The organism is Streptomyces sp. NPDC006551 (assembly GCF_040611675.1).
In the GTDB taxonomy this organism is placed as follows: Bacteria; Actinomycetota; Actinomycetes; order Streptomycetales; family Streptomycetaceae; genus Streptomyces.
Genome location: NZ_JBEXOT010000002.1, coordinates 127,621 through 144,836, shown reverse-complemented (window position 1 = coordinate 144,836; position 17,216 = coordinate 127,621). Strand labels below are relative to the sequence as shown.

The window sequence follows — 17,216 nt, the reverse complement described above, 5'->3', positions numbered from 1 at the left end:
GCCTGGGAGCTAGGTTCCCGGGAGCGGGTCCTGGGCGACCTCGTGGCGGCGGGTCCGGATGTCCGGGCCCGGTGGGTGGAGCTTGGCGTCGCAGGACGGGCCGAGGCCGGTGCGGCGGGACTCCGCGCCGGTCAGCGGGCGGCCGCACAGCCGGCACCTCACGCGCCGCGGTCCGTCCCGCGGTGCGGGATCGATCTCGATTGCCAGCGGTTCGTCACGCATGTTGAGATCAAACCCCATGTCCGGCCCACGTTCCCACGAGGAGCTCTCGATGAGTCTGTACGACATTCCCCTGCGCACCCTGAGCGGTGACCCGATTTCGCTGGCCGACTACCGCGACCAGGCCGTCCTGGTCGTCAACGTGGCCTCCAAGTGCGGTCTGACGCCGCAGTACGCCGGCCTCGAGCGGCTGCAGAAGGAGTACGGGGAGCGTGGCTTCACCGTGCTCGGCGTGCCGTGCAACCAGTTCGCGGGCCAGGAGCCGGGCAGCGCGGACGAGATCCAGACCTTCTGCTCGGCGACGTACGGCGTGACGTTCCCGCTCCTGGAGAAGACGGACGTGAACGGCGAGGGCCGGCACCCGCTGTACGTGGAGCTGACGAAGGTCGCGGACGCCGAAGGCGAGTCCGGGGACGTGCAGTGGAACTTCGAGAAGTTCCTGATCGGCCGCGACGGCCGGGTGACCCGGTTCCGCCCGCGCACCGAGCCGGACGCCCCTGAGGTCCTCTCGGCGATCGAGGCGCAGCTTGCCTGACGCGAGCGTCGTCGCCCGACTGCGCGCGGCGGGCTGTGTGTTCGCCGAGGAGGAGGCGGACCTGTTGCTCGCCGCCGCGGCCGGCCCCGACGAGCTGGACTCGATGGTGGCCCGGCGTGCGGCGGGCCTGCCGCTGGAGCACGTGGTGGGCTGGGCCGAGTTCTCCGGTCTGCGGATAGCCGTCGACCCGGGGGTGTTCGTCCCCCGGCGGCGTACGGAGTTCCTCGTCGGCCGGGCGGTGGCCCTGGCCCGGCCGGGCGCCGTGTGCGTCGACCTGTGCTGCGGATCCGGCGCGGCCGGGGCCGTGCTGCTCTCGGCCGTGGAGGGTGCCGAGGTGTACGCCTCCGACATCGAGCCGGCGGCCGTGCGCTGCGCGCGGCGCAACATCGAACCGCGCGGCGGTCATGTCCACGAGGGCGACCTGTTCGCCGCCTTGCCGGGCGGACTGCGGGGCCGCGTCGAGGTACTGGTCGCCAATGTGCCGTACGTACCGACCGAGGAGGTCGGGCTGCTGCCGGCCGAGGCGCGCGAGCACGAGCCGCTGGTGGCCCTCGACGGCGGCGCGGACGGTCTCGACGTCCTGCGCCGGGTGGCGGCCGAGGCCGCCGACTGGCTGGCGCCGGGCGGGCATCTGCTCGTCGAGACGAGCGAGCGCCAGACCGCCCGGGCCGTCGAGGCGGTCTCCGGGCACGGCCTGACGCCGCGGGTGGTCACCTCGGAGGAGTGGTACGCGACCGTGCTGATCGCGACCCGGCCCGCCGTCCCCTAGGGAGCGTCCGGACCCGGCCCGCCGTCCCTAGGGGTGTTCGGTTCTGCCCGCCGTCTCCTGGCGCCCGTCCGGACCCGACCCGCCCTCTCCCAGGGAATGTCCGGCCCTGACCAGCCGCCCTCTAGGCGGTGCGCGCGCGCAGCCGGACGCGGGCCGGGCCGGTCGCCCGGAGGGTGATCGCGGAGGTGACCGGCACCTCGGTGTCGACCGCCTCGAGGGCGTACTCCTGGAGGATCATCGCGAGGGCGATGACCGACTCCAGCATCGAGAAGTGCTGGCCGATGCAGGCGCGCGGGCCGCCGCCGAAGGGGAACCAGGCGTAGCGGGGGCGGGTCGCCTCGGCCTCGGGCGTGAAGCGCTCGGGGTCGAAGCGGTCCGGGTCCTCCCAGTACGCCGGGTGCCGGTGGGTGACCCAGGAGGAGACGATCACGTCGGCGCCCGCCGGGACGGTGTGGCCCCCGATCTCGGTGGCCGCGACGGCGCGGCGGCCGACGGCGGGCGCGGCCGGGAAGAGCCGCATGGCCTCCTTGAGCACCTGAGTGAGGTAGGGCAGGACGTCGAGGTCGGCCGCTCCGGGGGTACGGCCGGACAGGACGCGGTCGATCTCCTCATGGGCCCGCTTCTGCTCCTCGGGGTGGAGGGCCAGGAGGTGCAGCGCGAATCCGAGGGAGGTGGCGGTCGTCTCGTGTCCGGCGAGCAGGAAGACGAGAACCTGCTCGCGCAGTTCGGAGGCGTCGAAGCTGCCGTCCTCGGCGCTCTCGGCCTCCGAGAGCAGGGTCAACAGGTCCTGCCCGCCCTCGGCCGTACCGGCCGCCCGGCGCTCGGCGATGATCCGGTCGCAGACCGCGTACAGCTCCTCGTGGGCGGCGGCGGCACGACGGTTGCCCGGAGTGGGCCAGTCGCGGGGGATGTTGAGAGGCGAGAAGCCACGGCGGAAGACGTAGTCGTTCATCACCGGGAAGGCCCGCTCCACGATCTCGACGGCCGCGTCGACGTCCGTGCCGAAGAGGATCCTGGAGACGGCCCGCAGGGCGAGCCGGGTCATCTCGTCGAGGACGTCGACGGTGGCGTCCGGCGCGGTCGCCCATCCGCCGACGACGGCCGTGACCTCGGCGGCGACGGCCTCGGCGTAGCTGTCGACGCGGCGGCGGGTGAACAACGGCTGAACGAGGCGCCGCTGACGGAGATAGTCCTCGTCCTGACTGGTCAGCAGTCCGTTGCCGAAGGACTCGCGGACCTCTTGGTAGAAGGCGTTGTCCTTGCGGAAGTTGGCGGAATCGGTGGCCAGGACCTGCTGGACGCCCTCGGCGGAGAAGACGCCGTAGACGGTGGCGCGCACGCCGGGCGGGCCCGCCGTGATGCGGACGACGTCGCCGTGTTCGCGCTGGGCGCGCAGGAAGGTGCCGAGCGAGTCGTTCTTGAGGTCGAACATCGAGCCGAGCAGGGGAAGCCCCCCGGGCCCGGGTACCTCGGTGGTGGTCGCCATGCGTACGTCGCCCCCTGGGTGATCGCCGGTCCCGCCATTCTTCCGCCCGATCCGGCCCGCCGGAAGACGCGGGCGAGCACCCGGCCGGATCCGGGCCGTCGGCTCGATTGTCAGTGGCGCCTGGGACGCTCGGGCCATGGAACCGATGGAGCCGGTGGAACCGGTCGAGATGACCCTGCAACTCACCATCGACTGCGCCGAGCCGCAGAAACTGGTGCCGTTCTGGGCGGAGGCTCTGCGTTATGTGCCGCAGCCGCCGCCGGACGGTCATGCGACCTGGCGGGAGTACTGGGCGGCGACCGGGGTGCCCGAGGAGGAACTGACGGAGGGGGCAGGGGATCTGCCCGAATCGATCGTGGACCCCAGGGGAATCGGACCTCGCGTCTGGTTCCAGCACGTCCCGGAGCCGAAAACGGTCAAGAACCGGGTGCATCTGGACCTGAAGGTCGGCGGCGGGCGGACCGTACCGTCTGCCGTGCGGCGCGAGCGGGTGGACCGCGAGGTGGCGCGGCTGACCGCGCTCGGGGCCACGGTGCTGCACACGATGGACGAGCCGCACGGGATGGACCACTACGCGGTGGTGCTCCAGGACCCGGAGGGCAATGAGTTCTGCGTGGCGTGACGCCCCGGCCTCCCCCACGGAGGCCGGACCGGGGGCCGCCGGGTGTCAGCGGCCCACGCCGGTCAGTTCCTTGGTCGGGGACGCGTCCGGTTCCGTGAGGAACTCCCAGACCGTGATCATGGCGACGATCTGCGCGATGAGGTAGGCCAACTGGAGGGAGTAGTAGCGCATCTGGTACACGGACAGGAGCAGGCCGAGCCGGCTCTGCCAGTAGCGCCGCTCGCCCTGGAAGGTGTCGAGGTCGAGGGCGATGCCGGTGACGGTGAGGACGAACAGCATCAGCGACATGTAGAGCGGCAGGTTGGCGGAACCCTCCCGGGCGAACCGGATGCCCACGAAGTCGAGACCGAGGGGCAGGGCGAAGGCCACCGCCACCGGAAGGGCCTTGGCGGCACCCCTGCGTCCCGGAAGCATGCGCCACAGCGCACCGAGGACGAAACCCGCCGCGGCCCACGTCGCCGTCCAGGTGAGGAAGTTGAGCAGCAGGTCGGGAAGGCCGTAGAGGTACGAGAGCGTGTCCTGCCACGCCTCTCCGCGCACCCCCCACGCCCACGTGGCGAGGACGGCCGCGGGCAGGCCGCACACCACGGCGAAGCGGGCGCCACGGGTGCCGTTGGCCCACCAGTCGTCACGCGGGCCCAGCGCCAGGGTGGCGTCCACGACCGACACCTTCGCCGGGAGCCGATCGGGGCCGGCCGAGGATCCGCCCACACCGGTGGGCCAGTCGTGAAGGTCGCTCAACTCCCGTTCCAGATTCTTGCGTTTGGGGGGAACGTCGCCGAAGAGGCCTTGGTCGAGGCGTCGCAGCTCGGCGTGGGTCTCGCGGTACGCGCGGGACTTGCGCAGCAGCGCTCTGCGGGTCGCGGGCCCCCTCACCGCGGCCAGGGGCTGCGCGGATCTCTCGAAGGGCTGGGCCAGGACCGCACGGGGGGCGGCCATGGACGCCACGCCGAACAGGGCCAGCATGGAGAGAGGGATGGAGAGGACGGTGAGCAGCGAGCTGCTGACGTAGTAGCCGACGATCAAGGCGACCCCGAACGCGTAGAAGTTCAGGAACAGCAGCCGGTCCGCCGCGTCCTCGAAGGGGGACAGGGAGGAGGGCGCACGCCAGGTGCGCAGAACGGCGAGCGCGGCGACACAGGTGAGCAGCCAGCTGTAGTCGAGGATCCACTCCGGGGCGTGGTTGACGGACCACGTCAGTTCCCAGTACCAGTCGTTCCGGTGGCCGAGGCCGTAGGCGTTCTCCGTGCGGTCGCTCAGCCAGGAGACACGTCGCCAGCTCCGCTCCTCCGCGACCGCGAAGGACACGCCGATGGCCGCCACTGCCGCGCCGACCGCCGGGCCGGCCCAGCGGAGCCTCATGACCCGTTGGCTCCCCGGATGGCGTCGGCTCTCCGGCAGCAGTCCCCCGTCGACGGCGAGCCGCCAGGCCGCCGCCGCGCAACCGAGCAGCAGCAGAGCCAGCATGCAGCAGGAGACGATCGCGAGAGTGGCGAGAGCCATGGGGTCGGCCTCGGGGCGGAACAGGCCGAACTCCGCCGGCCACATCATCACCACGAGCGGCGGCAGAGCCAGTACGGCGGCCGCTGCCCAGAGCCGTCCCGACGGCTTGGCGAAGCCGAGCAGTACGGAGGCGGCCGCCAGGGCGAGACAGTGCCCGAGCAGGATCCGCTCGTCACCCCAGTACCCGTCGCCCGTCCGCTCCGCATAGCGGACGACGAGGTCGTCCGCGAAGATGAACACGTCGAGCAGGACGACCGCCGGAGCCCATGCGACGAGGTTGCCGAGCGTGCGGTGCTGCTGGGCGGTGGGAACGCCGCCGCGGTGGCGATATCGCCGGGCGGCCACCAGCAGCAGGGCGGAGACGGCGCCCGTCCAGAGCAGGCGGCCGAGGCGGTCGAGGCCCACGGCGACCAGACGGTCGTTCTGAGCGGCCCATGACCGCTGCCACGGGGGCCTGAGCGAGACCGTCACGGACGGCGCCGTGCCCGCCGCGGCCTTCTGCGCGGGCTTCTCCTCGGGCGCATTCCGCCCCTTCGCCGGCTGCGGCTTCTTCGGTGCCTCGGGCCGCCACACCAGCGCCGAGACACCCTCTCCCGTCGTCGGGCGAGGCGTGGCCGTCTCCGCGCCGGGCGCGCCGGGGTCCACGGTGACCTTCTCCCACCGGGCGCCCGCCAGCGCGGGCGGCGGCCGGAGGGTCACGGTCCACCGCTCCGCTCCGGCCCTGACCCGCCAGGGGCCGACATCGATGTACTCCCGGTACCGGTTGACCCAGGAGTGCACCCTGTCGACGACCTTCACCCGGCCGTCCTTCGAGACCACGGTCGGGCTGCCGGTACGCCAGGACCGCCAACGGCGCTGCTGGCCCGCCTCGTTCATGGTGAGACAGGACATGGCCGTGATGTACCGCCCGCTCGTCTCGCCGAGCAGCAGATCCTGCGCCAGCGGCCAGTCACCGGGGACGTCGACGCTCAGCTCGGTGGTGATCTTGGTGTGCGTACGGTCGTCGTGCTCGAGCCGGGCCGATGCGGCGACCTTCGCCTCGGCGAGGCCGGCGGACCGGCAGGCGGCGGGCTCGGGCCCCGCCGCCGCGCGAGCGGGTGTCGGTGCCGCCAGAACTCCCAAGGCCGACAGCAGGATCATCACGACCAGTGCCGGCACACGGCTTCTCAACAGATGCGCCCCCCGACTCGACTCCGTCGGGGCCCATCATGACGCATGCCGATCCGTTGGCGGCCACCGCCCACCGGGGGAACCGGGGTACCCGGGCCGCCCGTTCGGGCTCAGCGGATCGGCATGCCCGAGAGGGTCCGGGCGATCACCAGACGCTGGATCTCGCTGGTGCCCTCGAAGATGGTGTAGATCGCGGCGTCGCGGTGCATGCGCTCCACCGGGTACTCGCGGGTGTAGCCGTTGCCGCCGAGGATCTGGATGGCCTGGGCGGTCACCTTCTTGGCGACCTCGCTCGCGTACAGCTTGGACATCGACCCCTCGGCCGAGGTGAACGGCTTGCCGGTGGTCGCCATCCAGGAGGCGCGCCAGACGAGCAGCCGGGCGGCGTCGATCTGGGTGCGCATGTCGGCGAGTTGGAAGGCGACGCCCTGATTGTCGATGATCGGGCGGCCGAACTGCTCGCGGGTCCTGGCGTAGTCGAGGGCGACCTCGTAGGCGGCGCGGGCGGTGCCGACCGCCATGGCACCGACGGCGGGGCGGGAGGCCTCGAAGGTGGCCATGGCCGCGTTCTTCACACGATCGCCGCTCTTCGCCTTCTCGCGGGCGCGGGCGAGGCGCTCGTCGAGCTTCTCCTTGCCGCCGAGCAGGCAGTGCCCGGGGACGCGGACGTTCTCCAGGACGACCTCGGCGGTGTGCGAGGCGCGGATGCCGTGCTTCTGGAACTTCTGCCCCTGGGAGAGGCCGGGGGTGTTCGGCGGCACGATGAAGGAGGCGTGGCCCTTGGAGCCGAGCTCGGGGTCGACGGCGGCGACCACGACGTGGACGTTGGCGATGCCACCGTTGGTCGCCCAGGTCTTGGTGCCGTCGAGGACCCACTCGTCCTTGGCCTCGTCGTACACGGCCCGGGTGCGCATCGAGGCGACGTCGGAGCCGGCGTCGGGCTCGGAGGAGCAGAAGGCGGCGACCTTGACGTCGTCGGCGTCGCCGTACATCTGCGGAATCCAGGTGCCGATCTGCTCCTCGGTGCCGTTGGCGAGGACGCCGACGGCGGCGAGGCCGGTGCCGACGATCGACAGGGCGATGCCCGCGTCGCCCCAGAAGAGCTCCTCCATCGCCATCGGGATGCCGAGACCGGTCGGGTCGAAGAACTGCTGGGCGTAGAAGTCGAGAGAATAGATGCCGATCTTGGCGGCTTCCTGGATGATCGGCCAGGGAGTCTCCTCACGCTCGTCCCATTCGGCGGCCGCGGGGCGCATGACGCCCTCGGCGAATCCGTGCAGCCAGTCACGGACCTGCTTCTGGTCGTCGTTGAGTTCGAGCGTGAACTCGGCCATGTTCCCTCCCAGCATTGCGTTACCTGCGGTAACAATAGTCTGTTACTCGCAAGTAGGCCGTGTCAACCTGCGGCGGAGCGCTTCGGCCCGCGCCGCATCGAGGGCGCGTCGGGTGTTACGTTGCGACAGCCTCACGGAATTCGCACGGGCGGGGAGACACGCTATGGAGACCACACACCGGACCACCGACCAGCAGAAGCCGGCCGATCAGCGGCGCCGTGAACTGCTGGAGGCGGCGGACCGGGTGGTGCTCCGGGACGGCCCCAAGGCCTCGATGAACGCGATCGCGGCGGAGGCCGGCATCACCAAGCCGATCCTCTACCGGCACTTCGGCGACAAGGGCGGGCTCTACCGGGCCCTGGCGACCCGGCACACCGACGCGCTGCTCGCCGCGCTGCGGGCGGCGCTCGACGCGCCGGCCGACCGGCGTGAGCGGGTCGAGTCGACGCTCGACACCTACCTCGCCTCGATCGAGGCGATGCCCCAGGTCTACCGCTTCCTGATGCACCCGGCGGAGGAGACCCAGCAGGCCGAGCAGGGCTTCGACGTGGGCCGCCACTCGGCGCCGCTGCTGCGCCGCATGGGTGAGGAGCTGGGCCAGGTCATCGCCGAGCGGATCGACCTCGGCCCGGGCAGCGAGGCGCAGGCGCGGATCTGGGGGCACGGGATCGTGGGCATGATGCACGCGGCCGGTGACTGGTGGCTGGGGGAACGGCCGTGCTCGCGGGCGGAGTTGGTCAAGAGCCTCGCCGACCTGCTGTGGGGCCGGCTGGCAGAGGCGGGCGACCGCGTCGGCGGGCCGGGGTTCTGACGTCGCGGCACCGGCCGAGATCCGCCGGGCAGGGCCTGGGAGCGTGCGTGCCGGGCGTCGCGGGCCGGGCGAGACTTGCGGACACGACTTAGCGGGACAGGGCGTCCGCGCCCGTGCCCCACGGCTCCTTGCGGATCGCTCGGAGCAGGCGTGACCTGCGCCACCCCGTGACGTGGTCCGCGTAGACGCCGCCGTCCAGGTGGTCGTACTCGTGCTGGAGGCAGCGGGCGAAGAACCCCGTGCCCTCGACGCGGGCCGGGGTGCCGTCCAGGCGGACCCCCTCGACGACCGCGCGGTCGAAGCGGGGCGTCGGCGCCTCCAGTCCCGGCAGGGAGAGACAGCCCTCCGGGCCCCGGATCACGTCACCGTCCGCCTCCACCAGGCGCGGGTTGACCAGGTGTCCGAGGTGGCGGACGTCCTCGTCGTCCGGGCAGTCGTAGACGAAGACCCGCAGGCCCACACCCACCTGGTTGGCCGCGAGGCCGACACCGTTGGCCGCGTACATCGTGGCGAACATGTCCTCGACCAGCCGGGCCAGCTCCGGGCCGAAGTCGGTGACGGGTTCGCAGGGGGTGTGCAGCACCGGGTCGCCGAGCAGGGTCATGGCTCGGACGTGGCCGGAACTGCCGGGGATCGGCCGGTTTCGCATGGGCGTAAGGGTACGGTCCGCTGTGACCTCGCTGTTTCGGCAAGGGTCCCGGTGGTGCCGCGGTTCGGGGCGCTGGCCGGATCTCGATAGGCTGAGCCCGGACCGACGCAAGGAGGAACAAGAACGATGTCAGGACACCCCGGTAATCCAGAGCCGCTGTCGCCGCGCGCCAAGCTGGCCGTGACGGCGGGCAAGGCCGCCGCCGCGGTGTCGCGGGCGGCGGGACGTGGCAGCGGATCGGTGATCGGCGGCCGGGTGGCGCTCAAGCTCGACCCCGATCTGCTGGGGCGGCTCGCGCAGCATCTGGACGTCGTCCTCGTGTCGGCGACCAACGGCAAGACCACCACCACCCGGCTGATCGCCGAGGCGCTGCGAGCCAGCGGCCCGGTCGTCTCCAACGCGCTCGGCGCCAACATGCCCGCCGGCATCACCTCGGCGCTGGCCGGCGGCTCCGACGCCAAGTACGGCGTGATCGAGGTCGACGAGAAGTACCTCGCCGGAGTCGCCCGGGACACCACTCCCAAGGCGATCGCGCTGCTGAACCTCTCCCGGGACCAGCTCGACCGTGCCGCCGAGACCCGGATGCTCGCCGAGAAGTGGCGCGAGGGGCTCTCCGGCACCAAGGCCGTGGTCATCGCCAACGCCGACGACCCGCTGATCGTGTGGGCCGCCTCCTCCTCCCCCAACGTCGTGTGGGTCGCCGCCGGCCAGGAGTGGAAGGACGACGCCTGGTCGTGCCCCTCCTGCGGCGGTGTGATGCAGCGTCCGGGCGACGACTGGTTCTGCGGCGAGTGCGGTTTCCGCCGCCCGGCCCCGAGTTGGGCGCTCAACGGCGACCACGTCCTCGACCCGCACGGCTCCGCGTGGCCGATCCACCTCCAGCTGCCCGGCCGCGCCAACAAGGCCAACGCCGCCACCTCGGCCGCGGTCGCCGCCGTGTTCGGAGTGCCGCCGCAGGTGGCCCTGGAGCGCATGTACCAGGTGCAGGCCGTGGCCGGCCGCTACGACGTCGTCACCTTCCAGGGGCGCGAGCTGCGGCTGCTGCTCGCGAAGAACCCGGCGGGGTGGCTCGAAACGTTTTCCCTCATCGACCAGCCGCCGACCCCGGTGATCCTCTCCGTCAACGCCCGCGGCGCCGACGGCACGGACACCTCCTGGCTGTGGGACGTCGACTACGGCCGGCTGGCCGGTCACCCGATCATGGTCATCGGCGACCGCAAGCTGGACCTGGCGGTTCGCCTCGAGGTCGCCGGCGTGGACTTCCGGGTGTGCGAGACGATCGACGAGGCCGTGCAGATGTCCCCGCCCGGACAGATCGAGCTGATCGCCAACTACACCGCCTTCCAGGACGTCCGCCGCCGCGTCGGCAACTGACCCGAAGAGGACTTGCAGCATGAGTGAGAGCAGCCTGCGGCTGGTCTGGGTCTACCCCGACCTGCTCAGCACCTACGGTGACCAGGGCAACGCCCTCGTCGTCGAGCGCCGCGCCCGCCAGCGCGGCCTGGACGTCCAGCGCGTCGACGTCCGCAGCGACCAGCCGGTGCCGACCTCCGGCGACATCTATCTGATCGGCGGCGGTGAGGACCGGCCCCAGCGGCTCGCGGCGGAGCGGCTGCGCCGCGACGGCGGCCTGGAGCGTGCCGCGTCCAACGGCGCGATCATCTTCTCGGTCTGCGCCGGGTACCAGATCCTGGGCCACGAGTTCATCAACGACCTCGGCGAGCGCGAGCCGGGCCTGGGTCTGATCGACGTGATCTCCACCCGCGGCGAGGGCGAGCGGTGCGTCGGCGACGTCCTCGCGGACATCGACCCGCGCCTAGGCCTCCCCCAGCTCACCGGGTTCGAGAACCACCAGGGCATCACCCACCTCGGCCCCACCGCCCGCCCGTTCGCCCGCACCGTTTTCGGCAAGGGCAACGGCACGGGCGACGGCACCGAGGGCGCGTACAACGACACCGTCTTCGGTACGTACATGCACGGCCCGGTCATGGCCCGTAACCCGCAGATCGCGGACCTGCTCCTGAAGCTGGCCCTCGATGTGAACGCGCTGCCGCCGACCGACGACCGGTGGTACGAGGCGCTGCGCGCCGAGCGCATCGCCGCCGCGACGCAGCCCGCCTGACCGTCCGGCGGACTGCACGTCTGAGCGCCCCTACGCCCATGGGATGCGTAAGTAAAGACGGTGTCCAATCCGCGGACATCCGGTTCGGCCCCGCCATCCCACACCGATAGGGTGGCGGGGATCCAACCGGACGACGTGGTCCGGGAGTCGGCCCACGTTGCAAAGGTATTTCGGGCTATGCGCATTGGTGTGCTCACCTCCGGCGGCGACTGCCCCGGTCTGAACGCTGTCATCCGTTCCGTCGTGCACCGCGCCGTCGTCGACCACGGCGACGAGGTCATCGGCTTCCACGACGGCTGGAAGGGTCTCCTGGAGGCCGACTACCGCAAGCTCGACCTCGACGCGGTGGGCGGCATCCTCGCCCGTGGCGGCACCATCCTCGGTTCCTCCCGGGTCCAGCCCGCTCATCTGGTCGACGGCGTCGAGCGCGCCAGGGGCCATGTCGCCGAGCTCGGTCTCGACGCGATCATCCCGATCGGCGGCGAGGGCACGCTGAAGGCGGCCAACCTCCTCTCCGAGGCCGGCCTGCCGATCGTCGGCGTCCCGAAGACCATCGACAACGACATCTCCTCGACCGATGTCACCTTCGGCTTCGACACCGCCGTCGGCGTGGCCACCGAAGCCCTCGACCGGCTCAAGACCACCGCCGAGTCCCACCAGCGCGTGCTGATCGTCGAGGTCATGGGCCGGCACACCGGCTGGATCGCCCTGCACTCCGGCATGGCGGCGGGCGCGCACGCCATCGTCGTGCCCGAGCGCCCCTTCGACATCGACGAGCTGACCGCCCGGGTCGGCGAGCGCTTCGAGGCGGGCAAGCGCTTCGCGATCGTGGTGGTCGCCGAGGGCGCCAAGCCGCGTGAGGGCTCGATGAGCTTCGAGGTCGGCGCCAAGGACCAGTACGGCCACGAGCGCTTCACCGGGGTCGCCAACCAGCTCTCCGTCGAGCTGGAGCGCCGCCTCGGCAAGGAGGCCCGTCCGGTGATCCTCGGTCACGTCCAGCGCGGCGGCACGCCGACCGCGTACGACCGGGTCCTCGCCACCCGGTTCGGCTGGCACGCGGTGGAGGCGGCGCACCGCGGCGAGTTCGGCATGCTCACCGCGCTGCGCGGCACGGAGATCACCATGGTCCCGCTGGCCCAGGCCGTGGAGACCCTCAAGACGGTCCCGGCCGAGCGGTACGCCGAGGCCGAGTGCGTGCTCTGACGCCCGTCCGCCAGTGACGAACCGCCCCCGGTCGCATCCGCGAACGGGGGCGGTTCTAGTCTGGTGCGGACAACAAGCGCGAATCGGGCTCCAGGAGTACACAGATGGATCACAGCGGGCACGGCATGACCATGGATCTGCCGCCGTTCACGCTGGGACGGGGGCTGGAGTTCTCGGCGAACCCCTTTTTCCTCATCAGCTGCGTCGTGGGTCTCGCACTGTACGGATGGGGCGTGGCGCGGCTGCGGCGGCGCGGCGACGCCTGGCCGGTCAGCAGGACGGTGGCCTTCACACTCGGCGTGCTGAGCGTGGCGCTGATGATGTGCACCAAGCTCAACGACTACGGCATGGTCATGTTCAGCGTGCACATGGTGCAGCACATGGTCGTCTCCATGCTCTCCCCCATCCTGCTGCTGCTCGGCGCTCCGGTCACGCTGGCGCTGCGCGCCCTGCCCGTCGCGGCGCGGGGCAGCAAGGGGCCGCGCGAAGTGCTGCTGATGCTGCTGCACAGCCGCTACATGCGGATCATCACGCACCCGGCCTTCACGATCCCGCTGTTCATCGCGAGCCTGTACGGCTTCTACTTCACGCCTCTCTTCGACACGCTGATGGGGTCGAAGGTGGGGCACATCGCGATGATGGTGCACTTCCTCGCCGTCGGCCTGGTCTTCTTCTGGCCGATCATGGGCGTCGATCCCGGGCCGCACCGCCCCGGCTACGTCATGCGGATGCTGGAGCTGTTCGCCGGCATGCCGTTCCACGCCTTCTTCGGCATCGCCCTGATGATGGCGAGCGAGCCGATGATCAAGGCGTACGCGAACCCGCCCGCCTCTCTCGGCATCGACGCGCTCGCCGACCAGAACGCGGCGGGCGGCATCGCCTGGGCGTTCAGCGAGATCCCGTCCGTCCTGGTGCTGATCGCGCTGGTCTACCAGTGGTACCACTCAGAGCAGCGCCAGGCCGTCCGTAAGGACCGGGCGGCCGACCGCGACGGCGACAAGGAGCTGGAGGCGTACAACGCCTACCTCGCCTCCCTGCGGACCCGCGAGCAGTAGGGGGAGCCGGGGGCGCGAGCGCGGCAAGATCGGGGAGACACCCTCTAGCGCTCCGCCCGCCCCAGGGGTCACGATGAGCGGGACGGCCCCGTCATGAGGAGGGCGGACCCATGTCCGGTCCCACGAAGGCGATGAGCGTGATCACCGTCGCGGCCCTGGTGCTGACGACGGCCTATACCGTGGCGCTCGGCAGCAGCGGCTGGCTGTGGTTCGGCTGGCTGGTGCTCGGCGTGGTCACGATCGGCATGGCGGCGGCGGACAGCGCCGCCCCCACGGGCCCGCGGCGCGGGCGGAGCAGGCCCGGTCCGCAGCCCTGAGGCACGTCGGGCCCGCGGCACGACGACCCCCGAGGCGCGGCGGCCCCTAAGGGGTCGGGGGTCGGCTCACATGTGACGGTTCGCGTAGTAGTGCTCGATCAGCCTGAGGGAGGCGCTGTCGTCCTCGTGCTGCCCGGCCTCGAAGGGCGGCGACTCCTTGACCTCGGCCTTGGTGCAGGAGACGTGGACCGTCTCGCGCTCGGTGTCGACCCTTCTGATCAGACCTGCCGGCAGCAGCACGCGCCGGCCGAGGATCCACGGTCCGGTGTCGACGACGACATACGACCGTCCGACGTCCTCGGTGTGGTCGTCGATCTTCCCGATGGAGCCGTCGGTCGCCTCCACGCCGTAGCCGATCAGCCGCGTTCCGGGCACATGGCCGGAGGTTTCGGGGTATCCCCACATGTCGGCGCCCATGACCGGCCTCCTCCCTGCTCGTCCCCTCGCGGATACCCGGCCCCTCCGCCGCTATCCGCTCGGGGCGAGGACGAACCAGGTCCGGCCGGGCGCGAAGTTCAGCGGGGCGCCGCCGGGCGTGGTGAAGGCGGTCCCGGACTCGGCGGTCGGACGGCTCCAGCGGGCGTCGTGGGCCTGCCCGTCGCGCAGGACGAGTGCGGTCCCTTTGCCGACCGTCTCGGTGTACGGCGAGACGCTGCCCAGGAAGTCGCTGAACTTCGAGGGACGGATCGTGACGTGCTGGACCACGACGGTCGTCGCCGTGAGCGGGCCGCCGTCGGTGGTACGGGCGGAGGCGCCGTCCATCGCCACTCGCCAGCCCCGTTCGGGGGCGGACCAGGTGAAGGTGTACCGGGCGGCCGGGAAGCGCACCGTGTGATCGTTGACCGGCTCGCCGCCCGCGGGGGCGGGGCCGAAGCGGAAGCCGACGTCCTTGGCCGGCTCCGCCTTCGGGGCGGCGTCCAGCGCCCGGCCGGGCAGCAGATACAGGTTGTGCGGGGCGGACCGGCCCCGGTCGCGTACATAGGCACCGGAGGCTGCCTCAGGCGGCAGCGGGTACAGCGGAGCGGCCGAGAGCATCGGTTTCAGGCCGGAGTGCGAGCCGGAGTAGGCGAGCGCGGGGCGGCCGAACTGTCGCAGCAGCTCGATGTCGGACTCGCGGGCGCTGCGCACGGGCCCGATCCGGTCGGGCAGCTCGCCGGAGTAGACGGCCAGGAGACGGGTCTGACCGCCCTCGACCTGCTCGACGTAGACCAGATCGGCCGCGCCGAGGCCGGTGTGCGGCCGGGCCGGCGCCACGTTGTCGATCTTCACGGCGAGGACCGGGCCGGGGCGGGCCGGGAGCCCGGTGAAGGGCGAGCGCTGTTGCTGCGGCGACGTGACGGGAGCGGGCGTCGGGGCGGGCTCCGGCGAGCCCGAGTCGGCGCAGCCGTACAACCCGGCGGTCATCACCGCACACAACACGGCGGTGACGGCTGCGCCGGGCCGTATTCGTCGGCGCGCGGCAGCCATCGGTCCTTCTCTCCGTCTCCAGTGTGGACCACGATCGCGCGAGTGGTTACAAAGAAGCCCACAGACTCGATGAACGGACGGGGACGCCGGTGTTCTACCACGTACTGAAGTACGTCCTGCTCGGGCCGCTGCTGAGGCTGCTGTTCCGGCCTCGCATCGAGGGTTTGGAGCACATTCCGGAGGAGGGGGCGGCGATCGTCGCCGGCAACCATCTGTCCTTCTCCGACCATTTCCTGATGCCGGTCGTCCTCAAGCGGCGGATCACCTTCCTCGCCAAGCAGGAGTACTTCACCGGCCCGGGTCTCAAGGGCCGGCTGACCGCCGCGTTCTTCCGCAGCGCCGGACAGATCCCGGTCGACCGCTCCGGCAAGGAGGCCGGGCAGGCGGCGATCCGCGAGGGACTCGGCGTCCTGGCCAAGGGTGAGCTGCTCGGCATCTATCCCGAGGGGACCCGTTCGCACGACGGACGGCTCTACAAGGGCAAGGTCGGCGTCGCGGTCATGGCGATCACGGCCGGGGTGCCGGTGATCCCGTGCGCCATGGTGGGCACCTTCGAGATCCAGCCGCCGGGGCGGGTCGTACCGAAGGTCAAGCGGGTCACCATCCGGTTCGGGGCACCGCTGGACTTCTCGCGGTACGCCGGGATGGAGGGCGAGAAGGCGGCGGTCCGCGCGGTCACGGACGAGATCATGTACGAGATCCTGGCGCTGTCCGGTCAGGAGTACGTCGACGACTACGCGGCCAAGGTGAAGGCGGCGGAGGCGGAGACCTCCAAGGCGGTGCGAAAGTTCCCGCGGCGGGAACGCTGACGGCGGATCCGCGCACGGCGAAACCGGCTGGGCCGGTGCTCGGAGCCGCCGTAGCGTCCCGCCCATGACAAAGGGAAACGCACTTGTACTCGGAGCGACAGGACAGGTGGGACGGGCGGCCGTGCGGGCGCTCGCCGCGGACGGCTGGGAGGTGACGGCGGCCTCGCGCGGCGGCGGCCGGGACGGGGAGTGGCCGGCGGAGGTGCGGTCGGTGTCCGTCGACCGCAACGAGGAAGGCGCGCTCGCGGGCGCGCTCGGTGACGGCGTCGACGTCTTGGTGGACATCGTCGCCTACCACCGCGGCCACGGACGGCAGTTGACCGGGCTCGCCGACCGGATCGGCTCGGCGGTGGTGATCTCCAGCGGCGCGGTCTACGAGGACGACAAGGGCCGCAGCTTCGACACTCAGGACGAACCGGACGGCTTCCCCGCCTTTCCGGTGCCGACCCCGGAGACCTGGCGGACGGTCGCGCCGGGCGACGGGTCGTACGGGACGCGGAAGGTCGCGCTGGAGCAGGAGTTGCTCGCGGCGGGCGGGGCTCTGCCGACGACGGTGCTGCGGGCCGGTGCCATCCATGGCCGGTACTGCCCCGGCCCGCGCGAGCTGTGGTTCGTCAAGCGGGCGCTCGACGGAAGGCGGGTGCGCCCCCTCGCGTACGGTGGCGCCTCGCGGTTCCATCCGGTGCACGTCGACAATCTCGCGGAGCTGACCCGGCTGGCGGCGGCGAACCCGGGCAGCCGGGTGCTCAACGGGGCCGACCCCGAGGCGCCGACGGTGGCGGAGATCGGCGCGGCGATCGACGCGGTCATGGGGGTGGAGAGCGAGACCGTGCTGATCGACGGGGAACCGCCGATGGGCACGGTCGGGCTGACCCCGTGGAGCGGGAACCATCCGATCGTCTACGACATGACGGCGGCGGAGAGGGAGTTGGGGTACCGGCCGGTCGTGTCGTACAGGGAATCCCTTCCGGCGACGGTCGACTGGCTGGCCGAGCGGGTGGCGGTCAGCGAGTGGCGGGAGGCGTTCCCGGGCCTGGTGAAGTACCAGGTCGACTTCTTCGACTACGCGGCCGAGGACGCCTGGCTCGCCGCACACGGGTGAGAGGGGGCGGCCGCCGGACGGCGGCCGCCCCCTCCGAGTCCCA

18 protein-coding genes are annotated in these 17,216 nt (G+C 71.7%); 11 read left to right on the top strand and 7 right to left on the bottom strand.

Annotated features, from left to right (window positions below):
- Positions 1-9 precede the first annotated feature (9 nt).
- Positions 10-222, bottom strand: a complete 213-nt coding sequence (locus ABZY12_RS03295) for a DUF6011 domain-containing protein (protein WP_356886576.1) — start codon at positions 220-222, stop codon at positions 10-12.
- Between the two features lie 49 nt (positions 223-271).
- Here ABZY12_RS03295 and ABZY12_RS03290 point away from each other — a divergent pair, with 49 nt between their 5' ends.
- Together ABZY12_RS03290 and ABZY12_RS03285 are read left to right on the top strand one after the other, a co-directional pair.
- Complete coding sequence (locus ABZY12_RS03290) at positions 272-754, top strand: glutathione peroxidase (protein ID WP_356886574.1); 483 nt, start codon at positions 272-274, stop codon at positions 752-754.
- Entirely contained in the window at positions 747-1,523 is a 777-nt protein-coding gene (locus ABZY12_RS03285) for a putative protein N(5)-glutamine methyltransferase (protein WP_356886572.1), read from the top strand. The genes ABZY12_RS03290 and ABZY12_RS03285 overlap by 8 nt, the downstream gene beginning before the upstream one ends.
- A 121-nt stretch (positions 1,524-1,644) precedes the next feature.
- On the opposite strand, the gene ABZY12_RS03280 is transcribed toward ABZY12_RS03285, so the two are convergent.
- Positions 1,645-3,009, bottom strand: coding sequence for a cytochrome P450 (locus ABZY12_RS03280; protein WP_356886570.1), 1,365 nt, complete (start codon positions 3,007-3,009; stop codon positions 1,645-1,647).
- 136 nt (positions 3,010-3,145) lie between these two features.
- Between ABZY12_RS03280 and ABZY12_RS03275 the strand changes: the two genes are divergently transcribed.
- Positions 3,146-3,631: a VOC family protein gene (locus ABZY12_RS03275; protein WP_356886568.1), complete on the top strand. Its 486-nt coding sequence runs from the start codon at positions 3,146-3,148 to the stop codon at positions 3,629-3,631.
- A gap of 45 nt (positions 3,632-3,676) precedes the next feature.
- On the opposite strand, the gene ABZY12_RS03270 is transcribed toward ABZY12_RS03275, so the two are convergent.
- Both ABZY12_RS03270 and ABZY12_RS03265 read right to left on the bottom strand, forming a co-directional pair.
- Positions 3,677-6,292 (bottom strand): DUF6185 family protein, encoded by a 2,616-nt coding sequence (locus tag ABZY12_RS03270; protein WP_356886566.1) that lies wholly within the window; start codon positions 6,290-6,292, stop codon positions 3,677-3,679.
- A gap of 122 nt (positions 6,293-6,414) precedes the next feature.
- The gene (locus ABZY12_RS03265; protein ID WP_356886564.1) at positions 6,415-7,638 is read right to left on the bottom strand and encodes an acyl-CoA dehydrogenase family protein; all 1,224 of its coding nucleotides are present in this window, start codon (positions 7,636-7,638) and stop codon (positions 6,415-6,417) included.
- A gap of 163 nt (positions 7,639-7,801) precedes the next feature.
- Here ABZY12_RS03265 and ABZY12_RS03260 point away from each other — a divergent pair, with 163 nt between their 5' ends.
- On the top strand, positions 7,802-8,449 hold the full coding sequence (locus ABZY12_RS03260) for a TetR family transcriptional regulator (RefSeq protein ID WP_356886562.1): 648 nt from the start codon (positions 7,802-7,804) through the stop codon (positions 8,447-8,449).
- Between the two features lie 88 nt (positions 8,450-8,537).
- Here the strand turns inward: ABZY12_RS03260 and def are convergent, their stop codons facing one another.
- The gene (def, locus tag ABZY12_RS03255; RefSeq protein WP_356886560.1) at positions 8,538-9,098 is read right to left on the bottom strand and encodes a peptide deformylase; all 561 of its coding nucleotides are present in this window, start codon (positions 9,096-9,098) and stop codon (positions 8,538-8,540) included.
- A gap of 126 nt (positions 9,099-9,224) precedes the next feature.
- On the opposite strand from def, the gene ABZY12_RS03250 reads away from it, so the two are divergent.
- From ABZY12_RS03250 to ABZY12_RS03230, 5 genes are all read left to right on the top strand, one after another.
- Positions 9,225-10,472 carry a MurT ligase domain-containing protein gene (locus ABZY12_RS03250; RefSeq protein WP_356886558.1) on the top strand — a complete coding sequence of 416 codons (1,248 nt, stop codon included), beginning with the start codon at positions 9,225-9,227 and terminating at the stop codon, positions 10,470-10,472.
- A 19-nt stretch (positions 10,473-10,491) separates the two neighbouring features.
- On the top strand, positions 10,492-11,220 hold the full coding sequence (locus tag ABZY12_RS03245; RefSeq protein WP_356886556.1) for a glutamine amidotransferase: 729 nt from the start codon (positions 10,492-10,494) through the stop codon (positions 11,218-11,220).
- Between the two features lie 177 nt (positions 11,221-11,397).
- Positions 11,398-12,423: a 6-phosphofructokinase gene (locus tag ABZY12_RS03240; RefSeq protein WP_356886554.1), complete on the top strand. Its 1,026-nt coding sequence runs from the start codon at positions 11,398-11,400 to the stop codon at positions 12,421-12,423.
- Positions 12,424-12,527: 104 nt separating this feature from the next.
- Positions 12,528-13,478: a cytochrome c oxidase assembly protein gene (locus ABZY12_RS03235; RefSeq protein ID WP_356886552.1), complete on the top strand. Its 951-nt coding sequence runs from the start codon at positions 12,528-12,530 to the stop codon at positions 13,476-13,478.
- A 110-nt stretch (positions 13,479-13,588) separates the two neighbouring features.
- Positions 13,589-13,795 carry a hypothetical protein gene (locus tag ABZY12_RS03230; protein WP_356887016.1) on the top strand — a complete coding sequence of 69 codons (207 nt, stop codon included), beginning with the start codon at positions 13,589-13,591 and terminating at the stop codon, positions 13,793-13,795.
- Between the two features lie 66 nt (positions 13,796-13,861).
- Here the strand turns inward: ABZY12_RS03230 and ABZY12_RS03225 are convergent, their stop codons facing one another.
- Positions 13,862-14,212, bottom strand: a complete 351-nt coding sequence (locus ABZY12_RS03225; RefSeq protein WP_356886550.1) for a PRC-barrel domain-containing protein — start codon at positions 14,210-14,212, stop codon at positions 13,862-13,864.
- Between the two features lie 51 nt (positions 14,213-14,263).
- Positions 14,264-15,199 (bottom strand): DUF3048 domain-containing protein, encoded by a 936-nt coding sequence (locus ABZY12_RS03220; RefSeq protein WP_356886548.1) that lies wholly within the window; start codon positions 15,197-15,199, stop codon positions 14,264-14,266.
- Positions 15,200-15,351: 152 nt separating this feature from the next.
- Here ABZY12_RS03220 and ABZY12_RS03215 point away from each other — a divergent pair, with 152 nt between their 5' ends.
- Together ABZY12_RS03215 and ABZY12_RS03210 are read left to right on the top strand one after the other, a co-directional pair.
- Complete coding sequence (locus ABZY12_RS03215; protein WP_356886546.1) at positions 15,352-16,071, top strand: lysophospholipid acyltransferase family protein; 720 nt, start codon at positions 15,352-15,354, stop codon at positions 16,069-16,071.
- 64 nt (positions 16,072-16,135) lie between these two features.
- Positions 16,136-17,173 carry an NAD-dependent epimerase/dehydratase family protein gene (locus tag ABZY12_RS03210; protein WP_356886544.1) on the top strand — a complete coding sequence of 346 codons (1,038 nt, stop codon included), beginning with the start codon at positions 16,136-16,138 and terminating at the stop codon, positions 17,171-17,173.
- The last annotated feature ends 43 nt before the right edge of the window (positions 17,174-17,216 follow it).

Bases quoted from the DNA above. Each gene is read 5' to 3' on its own strand.
- ABZY12_RS03295 (WP_356886576.1), bottom strand. From the start codon at position 222: ATGCGTGACGAACCGCTGGCAATCGAGATCGATCCCGCACCGCGGGAC.
- ABZY12_RS03290 (WP_356886574.1), top strand. From the start codon at position 272: ATGAGTCTGTACGACATTCCCCTGCGCACCCTGAGCGGTGACCCGATT.
- ABZY12_RS03280 (WP_356886570.1), bottom strand. From the start codon at position 3,009: ATGGCGACCACCACCGAGGTACCCGGGCCCGGGGGGCTTCCCCTGCTC.
- ABZY12_RS03275 (WP_356886568.1), top strand. From the start codon at position 3,146: ATGGAACCGATGGAGCCGGTGGAACCGGTCGAGATGACCCTGCAACTC.
- ABZY12_RS03265 (WP_356886564.1), bottom strand. From the start codon at position 7,638: ATGGCCGAGTTCACGCTCGAACTCAACGACGACCAGAAGCAGGTCCGT.
- ABZY12_RS03260 (WP_356886562.1), top strand. From the start codon at position 7,802: ATGGAGACCACACACCGGACCACCGACCAGCAGAAGCCGGCCGATCAG.
- def (WP_356886560.1), bottom strand. From the start codon at position 9,098: ATGCGAAACCGGCCGATCCCCGGCAGTTCCGGCCACGTCCGAGCCATG.
- ABZY12_RS03250 (WP_356886558.1), top strand. From the start codon at position 9,225: ATGTCAGGACACCCCGGTAATCCAGAGCCGCTGTCGCCGCGCGCCAAG.
- ABZY12_RS03245 (WP_356886556.1), top strand. From the start codon at position 10,492: ATGAGTGAGAGCAGCCTGCGGCTGGTCTGGGTCTACCCCGACCTGCTC.
- ABZY12_RS03240 (WP_356886554.1), top strand. From the start codon at position 11,398: ATGCGCATTGGTGTGCTCACCTCCGGCGGCGACTGCCCCGGTCTGAAC.
- ABZY12_RS03235 (WP_356886552.1), top strand. From the start codon at position 12,528: ATGGATCACAGCGGGCACGGCATGACCATGGATCTGCCGCCGTTCACG.
- ABZY12_RS03230 (WP_356887016.1), top strand. From the start codon at position 13,589: ATGTCCGGTCCCACGAAGGCGATGAGCGTGATCACCGTCGCGGCCCTG.
- ABZY12_RS03225 (WP_356886550.1), bottom strand. From the start codon at position 14,212: ATGGGCGCCGACATGTGGGGATACCCCGAAACCTCCGGCCATGTGCCC.
- ABZY12_RS03220 (WP_356886548.1), bottom strand. From the start codon at position 15,199: ATGACCGCCGGGTTGTACGGCTGCGCCGACTCGGGCTCGCCGGAGCCC.
- ABZY12_RS03210 (WP_356886544.1), top strand. From the start codon at position 16,136: ATGACAAAGGGAAACGCACTTGTACTCGGAGCGACAGGACAGGTGGGA.